Below are 15,320 nucleotides of genomic sequence, written 5' to 3'. Positions count from 1 at the left end.
TGCGTCGTATAGTCGCCGCATGGGTGACCTGCCACCGGCGGACCGGCACGGACCGGCCGCACAACCCGCCGAACCGGGACTCACCACGGGCGCCCTGGCGCGCCGCCTCGGGGTGTCGCCCACCACCCTGCGGTCCTGGGACCGGAGGTACGGCGTGGGACCGGCGGCGCGTTCCGGCGGGCACCATCGCCGCTGGACGCCGCAGGACGTGGCGATGCTCGAGGAGATGTGCCGGCTGACCTCGGCCGGTGTTCCGCCCGCCGAGGCGGCCCGGGCCGCCCTGGAGGGCGTCGACCGGTCACCGTCCGAGCACGACCGCCCGCCGGCGGACCGCGCGGACGCCGCCCGGTCGCGGTCGCGGGCTCCCGGAGCCCTGCCGCTGGGGGACGCGCGCAAGGAGTGCAAGGGCCTCGCGCGCGCCGCGGTCCGGCTCGACGCACCCGCCGTGGACGACCAGTTGACCGCGCTCGTCTCCCGGCACGGCCTCGTCGTGGCCTGGGAGGAGGTGATGGTGCCGACCCTGCACGCGGTCGGCCGCAAGTGGGAGTCCTCCGGGGACCGCTACGTGGAGGTCGAGCACCTGCTCTCCTGGCACATCTCCCGCGCGCTGCACCGCGCCACCGCCGAGGTCGTACCCGCGACGCCGGGCGTGGGTCCCGTGCTGCTGGCCTGCGTCCCGGGCGAACAGCACAGCCTCCCGCTGGAGGCGCTCGACGCGAGCCTCACGGAACTCGGCCTGCCCACACGGATGTTCGGTGCGGCCGTCCCCACGGAGGCGCTCACCGCGGCCGTGCGGCGCCTCGGACCGGTGGCGGTCGTGCTGTGGGCGCAGGCACGCTCCTCGGCCGACCATCCACTGGCCCGGCACGTCGCGAGCACCAGCTGGGGCGTCAAGGGCGCGCGGTCCCGGCCCACCGTGCTGCTCGGCGGGCCGGGCTGGGCGGGACGGCAGGTGCCGGGGACGCTCCGCCCGCAGGGACTGAGCGAGGCGCTGGCCACCCTCGCGAGCCTGTACGGCTCCTTCGCCGCGCCCGGTGAGAACCGGCCGGTGCCGGTGCCCTGACACGGTTCCCCGGCGTCCTGCCGCCCGCCGCGCTCACCCCACCGTCGGGGAGGGGGACGGTGAGGCGGCGGCCGGCGGGGACGCCGGGGAGGACGGGGAGCCGTCCGCGGGCGGGGTGAGCACGACGGTCGGCTCGCCCGGCTGCGGCGCCGGAGGTGTCAGGTTCTGCTGGGGCAGCTTCGGAGGGCTGGTCTCCTGGACCAGCACCTGGCCGAAGTCGACCAGTCCGGTCTTCTCCATCACCGTGATGTGGTCCAGCACGGTGTCGTTGGCCTGGTCGGCGAGTTGCCGTACCAGCGTGTTCCGGGTGGTGGCCCGGATCTTCGCGATGACCGGGAAGATCTGACCGTGCGTCACCCGCAGGATGTTGGCCAGGTCGGTGTCGAACTGCCTGCCGCTGTCGCCGCTCAGCGTCGCCACGAATCCCTGCTGCTGCGGGGACGGTTTGTTCGGCAGCGTGATGCCGAGCCGGGCGGCGACCCTGCGGCAGGTGGCGTCCAGCGCGGCGTGGCCCCTGACGAGGTGCTGACCCGCTGTCCTGACGGCCGGGACGGTGCCCTTCTGCAGGGCCAGTTGCCCGGAGGGGTACTCCCACAGACCGGCCGCGCGCACCTTCACCACGAAGTCGCGGTCGGCCTCGGTCAGCGGGCCCGCCGCCGTGTTCGCGATGACACGGCTCTGGTCGCCGGCCGTCGTCTGCAGGCCGAGCACCGCGGGACAGGCGAGCGCGGCCAGGGTCATGGTCAGCGCGCCGGTCACGAAGAGGGTTCCCACGTTCCGTGCGATGCGCATGAAGCCTCCTGGCCGGTGCGGCGGCCCGGAGCCGGACACCGCGGCCGGCCGCGTCGTGGACCGGTCCGGTGCGGACGGGTCCGGTACGAGTGGTTCGGTCGCCCACCAGTACGGATGCCTGCGGAAAGGAATCCTCTGCCCCCGGTAAAGACCGCCCCCTGATCCGGTCAGCGGCGGCCCCGGGCGTTCTTGAACCGGGCGAGTCCCTCGGAGAGTTCCACCACCGGGTCCGGGTAGTCGTAGGCGGCCCGCTCCAGGCCCCGCAGCTTCCACGGTTCGTGCACGGAGGCGTCCGTGAGGCCCTCCAGCTCGGGCACCCAGCGGCGCACGTAGGCGCCGTCGGGGTCGTAGCGCTTGCCCTGCACCACCGGGTTGAGGACCCGGTTGGGGCGGGTGTCCGTGCCCGTCCCGGCCATCCACTGCCAGTTGAGCTGGTTGTTCGCGACGTCACCGTCGACCAGCAGCTCCAGGAAGTACCGTGCGCCGACCCGCCAGTCCACGTACAGCGTCTTGGTGAGGAAACTCGCGGTCAGCAGGCGCCCGCGATTGTGCATCCAGCCCTCGTGCCGCAGTTGGCGCATCGCCGCGTCGACCACCGGGTAGCCGGTGCGGCCCTGCTTCCAGGCCTCGATGTCCCGCTCGGCGCGCGCCCCGTACCGCCAACGGTCGTGCTGTGTGCGGTAGTCCGCGTCCGACGCCGCCGGACGGGCGGCCAGCACCTGGTGGTGGAAGTCCCGCCAGGCGACCTGGCGCACGAAGGCCGCGGCGCCGGGCCCGCCCGCCGCGCGTGCCCGATGGACGAGCTCCACCGGCGACAGCGTGCCGAAGTGCAGGTGGGGGGAGAGCCGGGAGGTGGCGTCGCCGGCCAGGTCGTCGTGGCGGTCGTCGTACGAGCCGAGGCCGCCGCGCAGCCACGCCGTCAGCCGCCGCCGGCCCTCGCCCTCGCCGCCCGCGGTCAGCCCTTCCGACACCCCGGCGACCTTCTCGCGGGCGGGCACCTCCTCGGAACCGACACCGTCCGGCACCCGGACCACCCGGGGCGCGGCCAGCGCCTCCCGCAGAGGCTGCTGCGACCAGTGACGGTAGTACGGCGTGAAGACGGCGAAGTGGTCGGAGGCGGCCGGGGTGACGTCGCCGGGAGCGACCGCGGTGATCACCGTGTCGTGGACGTGCAGACGGCATCCCTCCGCCTCCAGGGCGGCGCGCAGCCGCTCCTCCCTCCGCTGGGCGTACGCGCTGACTCCCGCGGCCATGTGCACCTCGTCGGCGTCCGCCTCGGCGACCACCGCGCACACCTGCTCGACGACGTCGCCCGACCGCACCACCAGACGGCCGCCGCGCTCACGCAGCCCCGTGTCGAGGTCGGCCAGACACTCGGCGAGGAACGCCGCCCGGTTGGGGGCGGTGAACCCGGACGCGGCGATGCCCTCGTCGCGCACGAACAGCGGCACCACGGCCGTCGAGCCGTCGAGGGCCGCCCGCAGCGGCGGGTGGTCGTGCAGCCGCAGGTCCGAGGTGAACAGGACGATGGAGAGGGTCATGGCGTGGCTCCGAGTGGGGGCTGCGAGGGTTTCGGCGTTCACCTGCTTCGGTTCGGGTGACGTCCTCGGATGCGGCCGTCAACGTGACATCGCGGTGTGTCCCCTGCGCGAGGGAGTCTCCTTGGCCGCCGTCCTGGCGATGTTGCGGGCCATGCCGCCGAACACGACGGCGTGGAACGGCGACACGCTCCACCAGTACAACTGGCCGAGCAGGCCGTGCGGGTGGAACAGGGCACGCTGCCGGTACCGGGTGCGCCCGTCGTCGGTCACCTCCGCGTACATCTCCAGCCAGGCCAGGCCGGGCAGCCTCATCTCGGCGCGCAGCCGCAGCAGACGGCCCGGCACGATCTCCTCGACGCGCCAGAAGTCCAGCGAGTCGCCGACCCGCAGTCGCGTGGCGTCCCGCCGCCCGCGCCGCAGGCCCACTCCGCCGACCAGCCGGTCCATCCAGCCGCGCACCGCCCAGGCGAGCGGGAAGGAGTACCAGCCGTTGTCGCCGCCGATCCCCTCGATGACCTTCCACAGCGCTTCGGGCGGTGCGTCCACGATCAGTGCGCGTTCGTCGGTGAAGAGGCTGCCGCCGGCCCAGTCGGGGTCGGTGGGCAGCGGGTCGCTGGGCGCACCGGGGTAGGCGGCCGACGACCACCGGGTGGTGACCTGCGCGTCCTGCACGCGTTGCAGGGCCAGTGCCACCGCCTCGTCGAAGCCGATCGGCCGGCCCGGCGGATCGGGCACGTACCGGGTGATGTCGTGCTCGTGGCACACGACCTCGTGCCGCAGCGACTCGGTGAGCGGACGCGCGATGGACGCGGGCACCGGGGTGACCAGCCCCACCCAGTGACTGGAGAGTCCGGGGGTGAGCACCGGCACGGCAAGGATGATCCTGCGGGGGAGCCCGGCGACGGCCGCGTACCGCCGCATCATGTCCCGGTACGTCAGGACGTCCGGGCCGCCGATGTCGAAGGCACGGTTGACGTCGGAGGGCATCCGGGCGCTGCCGACGAGGGTGCGCAGCACGTCCCGTACGCCCATCGGCTGGATGCGGGTGTGCACCCAGCTCGGCGTGACCATGATGGGCAGCCGTTCCGTGAGGTAGCGCAGCATCTCGAAGGAGGCCGAGCCGGAGCCGATGATCACCGCGGCGCGCAGCACCGTGGTCGGCACCCCCGAGTCCAACAGGATGCGGCCGACCTCGGCCCGGGACCTGAGGTGCGGGGAGAGCTCCTCCTCCGGCACCCCCGCCGGTGTGAGGCCGCCGAGGTAGACCAGGCGGCGCACTCCGGCCGCACGCGCCTGCTCGGCGAAGATCAGGGCCGCCTTGCGGTCGGTGTCCTCGAAGTCGCGGCTCGATCCGATGGCGTGCACGAGGTAGTACGCGACGTCGATGCCGCGCATCGCCTCGGCGACGGAGCCGACGTTCGTGACGTCGCCGCGCATGACGTCCACGTCGCCCGCCCAGGGGTGGTCACGCAGTTTGTCGGGAGAGCGGGCCAGGCAGCGCACATGGTGCCCCTCGGCCAGCAGCTCGGGCACCAGTCGTCCGCCGATGTAGCCGGTGGCGCCCGTCACCAGGCAGTTCAGCCCGGTGCGGGCGTCGTCGTCGCTCATGGGGTCCCTCCGTCATTCCGGCTCGCCGCCCCCCTTCCGCACTCTCCATTGATCCCTTCCACACGAGCGGCACCGGCGGATGCGAACGGCGGATCTTCGCACGATCGATGGGACATGTCCGTGGAAAACGTGGGCAAGCGGAGGTCACGGGACTCGTCGGCCCGAGTCCGAGGCCACAGGTGGAGGTGTCTGCCGGTATGGGTACGAAGGTGCTGGAGCGATTTCCTGCCGGAGCCCCGCGCGGATCCTGGACCGCGGAGGAGTACGCGGCCCGGCGCCGCACCGAGGGCGTCCCCGCGACCGTGGTCATGGATCTGAAGACGGACGCGTTCCTCGTGGTCGTCCCCGCCGGGGACGAGGACTGACCTCGCCCGTGCGGGCACGGAGCGGGCTCAGCGGCCCGCCCCGTCGCCGACCGGTTCCAGCGACGCGCCGGTGTCGAGGCGTGCCGTCACCCGGGTCCGGGCGTCCCGTGCGGCGCGGACCGCGAGCGTCCGGCCGTTCGCCCGGGCGGTCACATCCCCGCCGACGTCGATCCGGGTGACCGCGCGGCTGCCGGCCGCGAGGAGATACCAGTGGCCGGTGCGCGCACGCCAGTGGGTGTCGGCCACCACGTGCCGGCCGGACCTGCTGCACGCGGCCGTCCCCCGGGCCCGCCCGACCGGGTCCGCCGGAGCGGCGGGCGAGTCGGCGGACGTGCGGAGGAACAGTCCCACGTCGCCGGGCCCGCGTCAGGTGGTGGCCCGGGTGCACGACCGCACGGCGTGCCCGCCGCCCTCCGGCAGGTCCTGCTCGGCGAAGTCCCAGGTGTTGACCGCCCGTACGCCGCTCCCGCGCAGGTCCTCGAGCCCGCAGGCCAGGCGGGCCCAGGCGAGCAGGGCGGTCGCGCCCGTCGCCTCCCTGGGCTGCCGTGCCGGTGCGCTGCCGTGCCCGGGCAGCGGGGCAGTCCGGCCCGGGTGTGCAGGACCGTCCGCGGGAGTGGGGGGACGGGCATGGAGCACATGCCTTCCGAGGGAGCTGCCGTGACGGCACGTCGATCCTTCGAACGAGTGACTCTTCGGATGGTCACAGGGGTGGTGGCCGCGGCCGGCCGACGCATCACGGCGAGGGCGTCGCGCTGCCCCCGACCTCCCGGGACCTGCGGACGAACGTGTCGTGCAGGTCGCCCGCGGCACGGAGTCGGTCCTGCGGCGCTGGAGCATCAGCCGCACCCGGGGCGCTCGCGCTCCAGCAGGTGCACCCCAGGCTCGCGCTCCGGCTTCCGCACGGTCCCGCTCGACGCGGACTGCGAGAGGCGGAGTGCCCCGGCGGCGCGGCTCAGCACGGCGCGGCGAACCGAACCGAGGCGGGGGACCGGCGCGATGTATTCCGGCTGCTCCATTCTCGCGACGACATAATGAGTCCACGCGCAGAGTCTCAAGGGTTTCCCTGTCGCGCTTTCGTGAAATTCGCCGGTCCGGAATGCGAGATCGGCCGATGATTCCTTGACGGCTCGGACCGGGGGCTGCGACGATCGAAGGCATGCAGATGCGACTGGACCTCACGCGGCGACGCCATGTCGATCTCGCGCGTGTCTCCAGCTCCTCCTGTCGCCGCGAAGCCTGACGGCCCGACAGCAGGGTCCCCTCGCACAGGCCTGATCCGCCCGGTGAATTCCTCCCGGCGCACTCCTGCGATCCCCGCGAACCGTCGTTTCCCTTCACTCCGCGCATTCGCCGCGGAATTGGCGCGCCCGGAATTCGTCATGCCTTCGTTCAGCACACCGGGAGTTCCCCGTTCCCGTCACGGGTCCATCACCGGCGCCGCCGAACCCGTCCGACAAGAGGCTCGCCGTCGACCTCTGCCTCCTCGGCTTCTCCGCTCACGAAAGAGGACCCATGTCCCTCGTCCTGTCCGTCTCCGGCAGCCCCTCCGCCTCCTCCCGCACGGCCGGACTGCTGCGCCACCTGGACGCCCGGCTCGCCGCACAGGGACACCAGGTGATCCCGCTCGACGTCCGCACGATTCCCGCCGAGGCCCTGCTCGGCGCCGACTTCGGCCACCCCGCGGTCGTCGAGGCGACCGAGCTCTTCGCGCGCGCCGACGGCGTCGTCATCGGCACCCCCGTCTACAAGGCCGCCTACTCGGGCGTCCTCAAGGCACTGCTCGATCTGCTCCCGCAGTACGCCCTCACCGGCAAGACCGTGCTGCCGCTGGTCACCGGGGGCAGCACCGCGCACGTCCTCGCCCTCGACTACGCGCTGCGCCCCGTACTGAACTCCATGGGGGCGGCCCACATCGTCCAGGGCTGGTTCACCCTCGACAAGGACATCACCAGGGGTGAGGACGGCGGCATCACCGTGGCGCCGGCCACGGCCGAGGCCCTCGCCCACGTGGTGGACCAGTTCTCGGCCGCCCTGACGGGCAGGCCCGTCCTGGCCGCGGCGAGCTGAACCATGACCGCGAAAGTGATCGCCGACGACGCCGGGCCCCACGATCGGAGAACCACCGCCGTGTCCCTCACCTTCCACTGGTTCCTGCCCACCAACGGCGACAGCCGCGACGTCGTCGGCGGCGGCCACGGCACACCCGCCACCGTGTCCGGCCGGGACCGGCCGCCGACGATCGGCTACCTGAGCCAGATCGCCCGTGCCGCCGAGGACCTCGGCTTCGTCGGCGCGCTCACGCCCACCGGCGCCTGGTGCGAGGACGCGTGGCTGACCACCGCGATGGTCAGCCGGCACACCGAGCGACTCAAGTTCCTGGTCGCCTTCCGGCCGGGGTTCGTGTCGCCGACACTCGCCGCGCAGATGGCGTCCACGTTCCAGCGGCAGAGCGGCGGCCGTCTCCTCCTGAACGTGGTCACCGGAGGCGAGAGTCACGAACAGCGCGCCTACGGCGACTTCCTCGACAAGGACGCCCGGTATCGCCGTACCGGCGAATTCCTGCAGATCGTCCGGGACTTGTGGGACGGCAAGACCGTCGACCTGTCCGGCGAACACCTCCACGTCGAGGACGCGCGGCTGGCCCGAGTGCCCGACCCGGTCCCCGAGGTCTACTTCGGCGGATCCTCACCCGTCGCCGGTGAGGTCGCCGCCCGGCACGCCGACGTCTACCTCACCTGGGGCGAACCGCCCGCCCAGGTCGCCGAGAAGATCGCGTGGATCCGCGGACTCGCGGCGGACCAGGGGCGTCGCCTCCGGTTCGGTATCCGGCTGCACGTCATCACCCGCGACACCTCGGAGCAGGCCTGGGCCGAGGCGCGCCGGCTCCTCGACGGATTCGACCCGCAGACGGTGCGTGCGGTGCAGGCCGACCTCGCGCGCAGCGAGTCGGAGGGGCAGCGCCGCATGCTCGCACTGCACGGCGGCAGCGGCGACGGACTGGAGATCCACCCCAACCTGTGGGCCGGCATCGGTCTCGTCCGCGGCGGCGCGGGCACCGCCCTGGTCGGCAGCCACGACGAGGTCGCCGAGCGGATAGGGGAGTACCACGCGCTCGGCATCGACGAGTTCGTGCTCTCCGGCTATCCGCATCTCGAGGAGGCGTACTGGTTCGGCGAGGGCGTCCTGCCGAGGCTGGCCGAACAGGGCCTCTGGCGGCACCCGTTCGCGCCGACGTCCGCGCCCGCAGCGCAGGTCCCCTTCACGGGCTGAGCGGCGCCGGCGATCCCAGCGAGCCGAGGTGCGCCCGGCGCACCTCGGCCGTCTGCCCCTGCACCAGCAGGAACATCCCTTCCCGCGCCAGCCGCTGCGCGGGACTGTCCAGACCCATGGCCCGGCCGCCGCCGGCCACCACCGCGGCGGTCGTGGCCGCACGCATCACGTCGTACGCCCGCGTCTTGGCGGCCAGCCGCTCCTCGATCCGCTCGCCCGGCACCGGGTGGTCGGCCAGCCCGTACGCCAGTCGCCTGACCTCGTCGAGGCGGGCGCGCAATTCCTGGGCGGTGGCCCGCGCGGCCGGATCGCCGTCCGGGGCGTCGAGCAGGCCGAGCGCCGCCTCGGTGATGCCGAAGACGGCGGGGGAGGCGTTGGTGTTCCTGGGGCGGTCACCCGCCGCCCACGTCGCGTAGGGGACCCGCAGAGCGACGGCGTCGTCCGGCAGCAGGAGGCCGTCCAGTTCCAGTGACACCGTCCGGGACGCGGTGAGCGCGGCGAGCCGCATCGGCGGCGAGGGGCGCAGACCGGGCTGCTCGCGGGCCTCGGTGAACGCGAACAGCGCCTCGTCGGCGTCCGTGACACCGGCCAGCAGCATGACGTCGTTGAGCCCCCATCCCGTGTACCAGGGCACCGTGCCGTCGAAGCGCCAGCCGCCGCGCTCCCGTGACACGCGCACGGGGACGCGCGGATGGGCACGCAACTGGGCGTAGGCGACCCCCGACAGCAGCTCACCGTTCGCCAGTCGCCTCAACAGGCGCTCCCGCAGGGGGCGTTCGCACTGGGCGAGCGTCGTGACCGGCGTGTGGTGCTGTGTCTGGACGAACCAGGTCGAGCAGCACGCCCCCGCCACGATCTCCGCGACCTCCCGGACCACCGCGGCCGGTGCCGCCGCCCCTCCGTACGCCACCGGCGCGCTGAGCCCGAGCAGCCCCGACCGCTTGACCGCCTCGATGCTGTCCGCCGGCACGCCCTCCTGGTCGACGCGCTCCGCCCGGGGCGCCAGCACCTCGGCCGCCAGCCGCCGGGCGGAGGTGACGAGCGGATGGGGTGGGGTGGTCATCGAAGATTTCTCCCGGTTCTTCCGTGGCGCGTGTCGATCCGGCGGTCTCCCGTTCGTGTAGTCAAGGAGAGACAACCGAGGAGGCCACACCATGAAGTACTACCTCTTGAGCGTCATGCAGCCGGTGGGCGAGCCGCCCGCGCCCGAGGCCCTGGAAGAGATCATGCACAACCTGGACGTCTTCCACGCGGAGCTGCGCGAGGCCGGTGCGTGGGTGTTCGCCGGCGGCCTGCACGGGCCGGAGACGGCCACCGTGCTGCGCGCCCGGGACGGCGACGTCCTGGTCACCGACGGCCCCTACACCGAGAGCAAGGAGTACCTGGGCGGGATCTGCCTGATCAAGGCACCCGACCTGGACGAGGCGCTCGCCTGGGGCCGCAAGGCGACGCTGGCGACCACGCTGCCCATCGAGGTGCGGCCGTTCACGCACGAGGCCGAGGACGTATGACCGTCACCACGGCGGGGCGGCGCGCGTGACCGCCACCGCGGCGGAGATCGAAGCCGTGTTCCGCGCCGAGTACGGCCGCGCGGTCGCCGTCCTCATCCGCTTCCTCGGCGACATCGACCTCGCCGAGGAAGCGGTGCAGGACGCGTTCACCACGGCCGTGCGCAAGTGGCCGGAGACCGGCACACCGGCGAGCCCCGCCGGGTGGATCGTCACCACCGCCCGCAACCGAGCCGTCGACCGGCTGCGCAGGGAGTCCACCCGGGACGCCCGGCAGGCCGAGGCGGCCCGGCTGTACGCACCGGAGACACCCGCCGAGGAGGGACCCGTGCGCGACGACCGGCTCCGCCTGATCTTCACCTGCTGTCATCCCGCGCTCGCCACCCAGGCCCAGGTGGCCCTCACCCTGAGACTCCTGGGCGGTCTGACCACCCCGCAGATCGCGCGCGCCTTCCTGGTCCCCGAGCCCACCATGGCGCAGCGACTGGTCCGGGCGAAGGCGAAGATCCGCGACGCGGGCATCCCGTACCGGGTCCCGCGCGACGCCGACCTCCCGGAGCGGGTCAAGGGAGTGCTCGCCGTCGTCTACCTGATCTACAACGAGGGCTACGGCGGCCGGGAGGACCTCTGCGCGGAGGCCGTCCGCCTGGCGCGACTGCTGACCGAGCTCATGCCGGACGAGCCCGAGGCGCTCGGCCTGCTCGCCCTGGTCCTGCTCATCGAGGCACGCCGCCCCGCCCGGGCGACAGCGGACGGCGAGCTGGTCGTCCTCGCCGACCAGGACCGCTCCCTGTGGGACCGGGACCTGATCGCCGAGGGTCAGGCCCTGGTACGGCGCTGCCTGCGGCTGAACCGGCCCGGCCCGTACCAGATCCAGGCCGCGGTCAACGCCGTGCACAGCGACGCCCCGACCGCCGCCGCCACGGACTGGGGGCAGATCCTCCGCCTCTACGACCAGCTGACGGTCGTCGCGCCCGGCCCGGTGGTCGCCCTCAACCGCGCCGTCGTGGTGGCGGAGACCGACGGCCCGGCGGAGGCCCTCGCGATCGTCGACGCGCTCGACCTGGACGACTACCACGCCCACCACGCCGTACGGGCGGAGCTGCTGCGCCGGCTGGGCCGCACGGCGGAAGCCGCGCGGGCCTACGAGGCGGCCGTCGCGCTCACCACGAACGACGCCGAGCGAGCACACCTCGAACGCCGCCGACGGGCCCTGCCGGACGGGTAGCCGGTCTCGCCGTCCACCTGGCGATCACGGCCGGTGACGGAAAGTAGTCCACCGCTCCCGGAATTTCTTCGCGAACAGGAAAGGTTGGCAATTACATCCAGATACGGTTGGCTTATACATCCAACCGTCGAGCACGTTCGCGCGGCCGGACCGCCGGCCCGCGCCCCGACCAGCGAGGCACCGTGAACCAGTCGATCCCCGAACAGCCCGCCGACGTCGTCTCCCGGCTGCGCGCCACCTTCCGCTCCGGCCGCACCAAGCCCGTCGCGTGGCGCACGGACCAGCTGCGCCGACTGCGCGAGATGCTCACCTCGCACGGCGAGGACTTCGCCGCAGCCCTTCGCGAGGACCTCGGCAAGAGCTCCACCGAAGCCTTCCGTACCGAGATCGACTTCACCGTGCGCGAGATCGACCACACCCTGGAGCACCTCGACGGCTGGCTGCTGCCGGAATCCGCCCCGGTCCCGGCACACCTCGGCGCCGACGCCACGGCCTGGACGCAGTACGACCCGCTCGGCGTCGTGCTGGTCATCGCCCCCTGGAACTATCCGCTGCAACTCCTGCTGACCCCGATGCTCGGCGCGCTGGCCGCCGGCAACGCCGTGGTCGTCAAGCCCAGCGAACTCGCCCCGGCCACCTCCGCCGCGCTCGCGCGGCTGCTGCCGCGCCACCTCGACACCGACGCGGTCGCCGTCGTCGAGGGCGGCGTCCCCGAGACGACGGCCCTGCTGGCCGAGCGGTTCGACCAGATCTTCTACACCGGCAACGGCACGGTCGGCCGCATCGTCATGCGGGCCGCCGCCGAACACCTCACCCCGGTCGCCCTCGAACTCGGAGGCAAGTCACCGGCGTTCGTCGACCGCGACGCCGAACTCGGCACCGTCGCGGACCGGTTGGCCCGCGGCAAGTTCCTCAACGCCGGGCAGACCTGCGTCGCGCCCGACTACCTCCTCACCGACCCGGAGACCGCCCGCGCCCTGGAGGCCGAACTCACCCGGGCCACCGAGGCGCTCTTCGGCACCGAGCCGCGGACGTCCGCCGAGTACGGGCGGATCGTCAACGAACGGCACTTCGACCGGCTCACCGCGCTGCTCGGCTCCGGCCGCACCGTCGTCGGCGGCGACAGCGACCGGGAGACCAAGTACATCGCACCGACCGTGCTCGCCGACGTCGACCCCAAGTCGCCCGTGATGCAGGAGGAGATCTTCGGCCCGATCCTCCCGATCGTCACCGTGGCCGACCTCGACGAGGCCATCGGCTTCATCAACGACCGCGACAAGCCCCTCGCCCTGTACGTCTTCACCGACTCCGACACCACCCGGCGGCGGATCGCCGCGGAGACCTCGTCCGGAGGCCTCGGCTTCGGGTTGCCGCTCGCCCATCTCACCGTCTCCGACCTGCCGTTCGGCGGAGTCGGGGAGAGCGGCATGGGCAGCTACCACGGCCGCTGGTCCATCGAGACGTTCAGCCACCGCAAGGCCGTGCTGGAGAAGCCGCTCGGCTGAGCCCGAACGACGGCCCGCGTCGGTGAACACCGGCGCGGGCCACGGTACTTCGGGGTCCGTCACAGCACCTCGGTCTCCGCCCGGCCCGCCTCGCCCCACAGCGTGTGGAAGCTGCCGCCGCGGTCGGTGCGCCGGTAGGTGTGGGCGCCGAAGTAGTCCCGCTGCCCCTGGGTGAGGGCGGCGGGGAGGCGGTCGGCGCGCAGCGTGTCGTAGTACGACAGGGCGGCCGAGAACGCCGGCACCGGCACACCCCGGCGTGCCGCCGTCGCGATCACCTCGCGCCAGGGGACCTGGGCATCCTTGATCTCGGCGGCGAACCCCGCGTCCGAGAGCAGGCTGACCAGAGCGGGGTCGACGGCGTAGGCGGCGCGGATGCGGTCCAGGAAGGCGGCCCGGATGATGCAGCCGCCGCGCCAGATCTTCGCCACCTCGCCGAGGTCGATGTCCCAGCCGTACTCGTCGGCGGCGTCCAGGATCATCTTCCAGCCCTGGTCGTAGGCGATGAGCTTGGACGCGTACAGGGCGTGCTCGACCTGGCTGGTGAAGCGTTCCGCCTCGGTGGCGGACAGCTCCCAGTGGGTGCCGCCGGGCAGGTCCCGGTACGCGGCGCGCAGCCCGGACTGGCTGGAGGCGGCCCGGGCGAACGTCGCCTGCGAGATCGCCGTGACCGGGGATCCCAGGTCGAGCGCGGTCTGCACGGTCCAGCGGCCGGTGCCCTTCTGCCCGGCGGCGTCGACCACGACGTCCACGAACGGCGCGCCGCTCGCGGGGTCCGTGTGCGCCAGTACCTCGGCGGTGATCTCGATCAGATACGAGTCGAGGCGGCCCTTGTTCCAGCGGCGGAAGATCTCCGCGATCTGCGCGGGTGTGTACCCTCCGACGCGCCGGAGCAGGTCGTAGGCCTCGCCGATCAGCTGCATGTCGGCGTACTCGATGCCGTTGTGGACCATCTTCACGAAGTGCCCGGCGCCGTCCGTGCCGATGTGGGTGGCACACGGCTCGCCGTCGACCTTGGCGCTGATCGACTCGAACATCGGGCCGAGCGACGCGTACGACTCCGGTGACCCGCCGGGCATGATGCTCGGGCCGTTCAACGCGCCCTCCTCCCCGCCCGAGACGCCCGCCCCCACGAAGTGGATGCCACGCTCGCGCAGTGACTGCTCACGGCGGCGGGTGTCGGCGAAGTGGGCGTTGCCACCGTCGATGATCATGTCGCCCGATTCGAGCAGCGGGGCGAACTCCTCGATGACGGCGTCGGTCGCCGCGCCCGCCTGCACCATGATCATGAGGCGGCGCGGGCGCTCCAGCGCGGCCACGAACTCCTCCGCCGTTCCGGCCGCCACGAAGGCGCCCTCGTGCCCGAACTCCTCGATCAGCGCCTTGGTCCGGGCGGGGGTGCGGTTGTGGACGGCGACGGTGTACCCGTGCCGGGCGAAGTTCCGGGCCAGATTGCGGCCCATCACCGCGAGCCCTGTGACACCGATCTGCGCGGTCGCCTTCATGGTGTGCTCCTTGGATCCGGATCTGCGTCCCCGCGTACCTGACGGGCGAGCAGTCGACTGTCGCTCTCCTGGTCAAGTACGGACGGCGGGGGCCGCGGCGTTCAGCGTGAAGGCGTTGTCCGCACGGTGAGTTCCGCGGGCCGCTCACGCAGCCGCCATCCGTGGTCGACGGGGCCGATGCCGGCACCGAGCGCGAAGCCCGCCGCGATGGCCGACGTGACGTACTCCTTGGCCTGCCGCACGGCGTCGGGCACCGAACGGCCCTCGGCCAGCCCCACCGCGATCGCCGAGGCGAGGGTGCACCCCGTGCCGTGGGTGTGCCGGTTGTCGTGCCGCGGCGCGCGCAGCCAGTGCTCCTCCGTCCCGTCGGTGAGCAGATCGACGGCCTGTCCCGGAAGATGACCGCCCTTCACCAGGGCCCAGCGGGGGCCGAAGTCCAGCAGCCGCCCGGCCGCCCGGCGCATGCCCGCCTCGTCGTCCACGGTCACGCCCGTGAGCTCGGCGACCTCGTCGAGATTGGGCGTCACCACCGTCGCCACCGGCAGCAGTCGGCCGCGCACCGCGTCCAACGCGTCGTCGGCCAGCAGTCGGTCCCCGTGCTTGGAGACGCTGACCGGATCGACGACGACGGGAGCGGGCACGTCCGCCAGCAGTTCGGCCACCGCCGTGACCAGACCGGGCGACGCCAGCATCCCCGTCTTCACGGCCTGTACGCCGATGTCGTCGACGACACTGCGGTACTGGGCGCGCACCGCCTCCACGGGCAGTTCCCAAGCACCCTGCACACCCACCGAGTTCTGTGCCGTGACCGCGGTGAGCACGCTCATGCCGTGCGCGCCGAGCGCCAGCATCGTCTTCAGGTCGGCCTGGATTCCGGCGCCACCGCCGGAGTCGGAACCGGCGATCGTCAGGACCAGGGGTGGCCGGGGCATGGGGGG

The 15,320-nt window shown here is 73.0% G+C and carries 17 protein-coding genes; 8 read left to right on the top strand and 9 right to left on the bottom strand.

All coding sequences use genetic code 11. From position 1 onward, the window contains the following. Positions 1 to 19 precede the first annotated feature (19 nt). Complete coding sequence (locus tag BKI49_RS01225) at positions 20 to 1,063, top strand: MerR family transcriptional regulator (protein WP_095932254.1); 1,044 nt, start codon at positions 20 to 22, stop codon at positions 1,061 to 1,063. A gap of 33 nt (positions 1,064 to 1,096) precedes the next feature. Here the strand turns inward: BKI49_RS01225 and BKI49_RS01220 are convergent, their stop codons facing one another. From BKI49_RS01220 to BKI49_RS01210, 3 genes are all read right to left on the bottom strand, one after another. Beyond that, entirely contained in the window at positions 1,097 to 1,855 is a 759-nt protein-coding gene (locus tag BKI49_RS01220) for a DUF4142 domain-containing protein (protein WP_095932253.1), read from the bottom strand. 167 nt (positions 1,856 to 2,022) lie between these two features. Next, positions 2,023 to 3,396 (bottom strand): cryptochrome/photolyase family protein, encoded by a 1,374-nt coding sequence (locus tag BKI49_RS01215; RefSeq protein WP_095932252.1) that lies wholly within the window; start codon positions 3,394 to 3,396, stop codon positions 2,023 to 2,025. 78 nt (positions 3,397 to 3,474) lie between these two features. Continuing rightward, positions 3,475 to 5,004: an SDR family oxidoreductase gene (locus BKI49_RS01210; protein WP_095932251.1), complete on the bottom strand. Its 1,530-nt coding sequence runs from the start codon at positions 5,002 to 5,004 to the stop codon at positions 3,475 to 3,477. A 197-nt stretch (positions 5,005 to 5,201) separates the two neighbouring features. Here BKI49_RS01210 and BKI49_RS35170 point away from each other — a divergent pair, with 197 nt between their 5' ends. Next, on the top strand, positions 5,202 to 5,369 hold the full coding sequence (locus BKI49_RS35170; protein ID WP_179332286.1) for a hypothetical protein: 168 nt from the start codon (positions 5,202 to 5,204) through the stop codon (positions 5,367 to 5,369). 27 nt (positions 5,370 to 5,396) lie between these two features. Here the strand turns inward: BKI49_RS35170 and BKI49_RS36250 are convergent, their stop codons facing one another. From BKI49_RS36250 to BKI49_RS01195, 3 genes are all read right to left on the bottom strand, one after another. Beyond that, a complete protein-coding gene (locus BKI49_RS36250) occupies positions 5,397 to 5,720 on the bottom strand; it encodes a hypothetical protein (protein WP_095932250.1) in 324 nt (107 codons plus the stop codon). Between the two features lie 15 nt (positions 5,721 to 5,735). Further along, positions 5,736 to 6,005, bottom strand: a complete 270-nt coding sequence (locus tag BKI49_RS36245; RefSeq protein ID WP_095932249.1) for a hypothetical protein — start codon at positions 6,003 to 6,005, stop codon at positions 5,736 to 5,738. A 200-nt stretch (positions 6,006 to 6,205) separates the two neighbouring features. Beyond that, positions 6,206 to 6,385: a LysR family transcriptional regulator gene (locus tag BKI49_RS01195; RefSeq protein ID WP_095932248.1), complete on the bottom strand. Its 180-nt coding sequence runs from the start codon at positions 6,383 to 6,385 to the stop codon at positions 6,206 to 6,208. Positions 6,386 to 6,525: 140 nt separating this feature from the next. Between BKI49_RS01195 and BKI49_RS36240 the strand changes: the two genes are divergently transcribed. From BKI49_RS36240 to BKI49_RS01185, 3 genes are all read left to right on the top strand, one after another. Further along, entirely contained in the window at positions 6,526 to 6,609 is an 84-nt protein-coding gene (locus BKI49_RS36240; RefSeq protein ID WP_373557511.1) for a putative leader peptide, read from the top strand. Between the two features lie 272 nt (positions 6,610 to 6,881). Next, positions 6,882 to 7,436: an NADPH-dependent FMN reductase gene (gene ssuE / locus BKI49_RS01190; protein ID WP_095932247.1), complete on the top strand. Its 555-nt coding sequence runs from the start codon at positions 6,882 to 6,884 to the stop codon at positions 7,434 to 7,436. A 60-nt stretch (positions 7,437 to 7,496) separates the two neighbouring features. Then, positions 7,497 to 8,639 carry an LLM class flavin-dependent oxidoreductase gene (locus tag BKI49_RS01185; protein ID WP_095932388.1) on the top strand — a complete coding sequence of 381 codons (1,143 nt, stop codon included), beginning with the start codon at positions 7,497 to 7,499 and terminating at the stop codon, positions 8,637 to 8,639. Here BKI49_RS01185 and BKI49_RS01180 read toward each other — a convergent pair. Then, the gene (locus BKI49_RS01180; RefSeq protein ID WP_095932246.1) at positions 8,629 to 9,702 is read right to left on the bottom strand and encodes an acyl-CoA dehydrogenase family protein; all 1,074 of its coding nucleotides are present in this window, start codon (positions 9,700 to 9,702) and stop codon (positions 8,629 to 8,631) included. The genes BKI49_RS01185 and BKI49_RS01180 overlap by 11 nt on opposite strands. Before the next feature lie 91 nt (positions 9,703 to 9,793). Between BKI49_RS01180 and BKI49_RS01175 the strand changes: the two genes are divergently transcribed. The 3 genes from BKI49_RS01175 to BKI49_RS01165 all read left to right on the top strand — a co-directional run bounded on the left by BKI49_RS01175 (position 9,794) and on the right by BKI49_RS01165 (position 12,880). Continuing rightward, positions 9,794 to 10,150: a YciI family protein gene (locus tag BKI49_RS01175; RefSeq protein ID WP_095932245.1), complete on the top strand. Its 357-nt coding sequence runs from the start codon at positions 9,794 to 9,796 to the stop codon at positions 10,148 to 10,150. A gap of 25 nt (positions 10,151 to 10,175) precedes the next feature. Next, positions 10,176 to 11,375 (top strand): RNA polymerase sigma factor, encoded by a 1,200-nt coding sequence (locus tag BKI49_RS01170; protein ID WP_095932244.1) that lies wholly within the window; start codon positions 10,176 to 10,178, stop codon positions 11,373 to 11,375. A gap of 182 nt (positions 11,376 to 11,557) precedes the next feature. Further along, complete coding sequence (locus BKI49_RS01165) at positions 11,558 to 12,880, top strand: aldehyde dehydrogenase family protein (protein ID WP_095932243.1); 1,323 nt, start codon at positions 11,558 to 11,560, stop codon at positions 12,878 to 12,880. Positions 12,881 to 12,939: 59 nt separating this feature from the next. On the opposite strand, the gene gndA is transcribed toward BKI49_RS01165, so the two are convergent. After that, entirely contained in the window at positions 12,940 to 14,382 is a 1,443-nt protein-coding gene (gene gndA / locus BKI49_RS01160; RefSeq protein ID WP_095932242.1) for an NADP-dependent phosphogluconate dehydrogenase, read from the bottom strand. A 101-nt stretch (positions 14,383 to 14,483) separates the two neighbouring features. Further along, positions 14,484 to 15,314, bottom strand: coding sequence for a bifunctional hydroxymethylpyrimidine kinase/phosphomethylpyrimidine kinase (gene thiD / locus BKI49_RS01155; RefSeq protein ID WP_095932241.1), 831 nt, complete (start codon positions 15,312 to 15,314; stop codon positions 14,484 to 14,486). Between the last annotated feature and the right edge of the window lie 6 nt (positions 15,315 to 15,320).

It is taken from the genome of Streptomyces sp. Tue6028 (genome assembly GCF_002300165.1).
GTDB lineage: Bacteria > Actinomycetota > Actinomycetes > Streptomycetales > Streptomycetaceae > Streptomyces > Streptomyces siamensis.
Note: the sequence above shows the minus strand (reverse complement) of the source record. Positions and strands in the feature narration are given on the sequence as shown.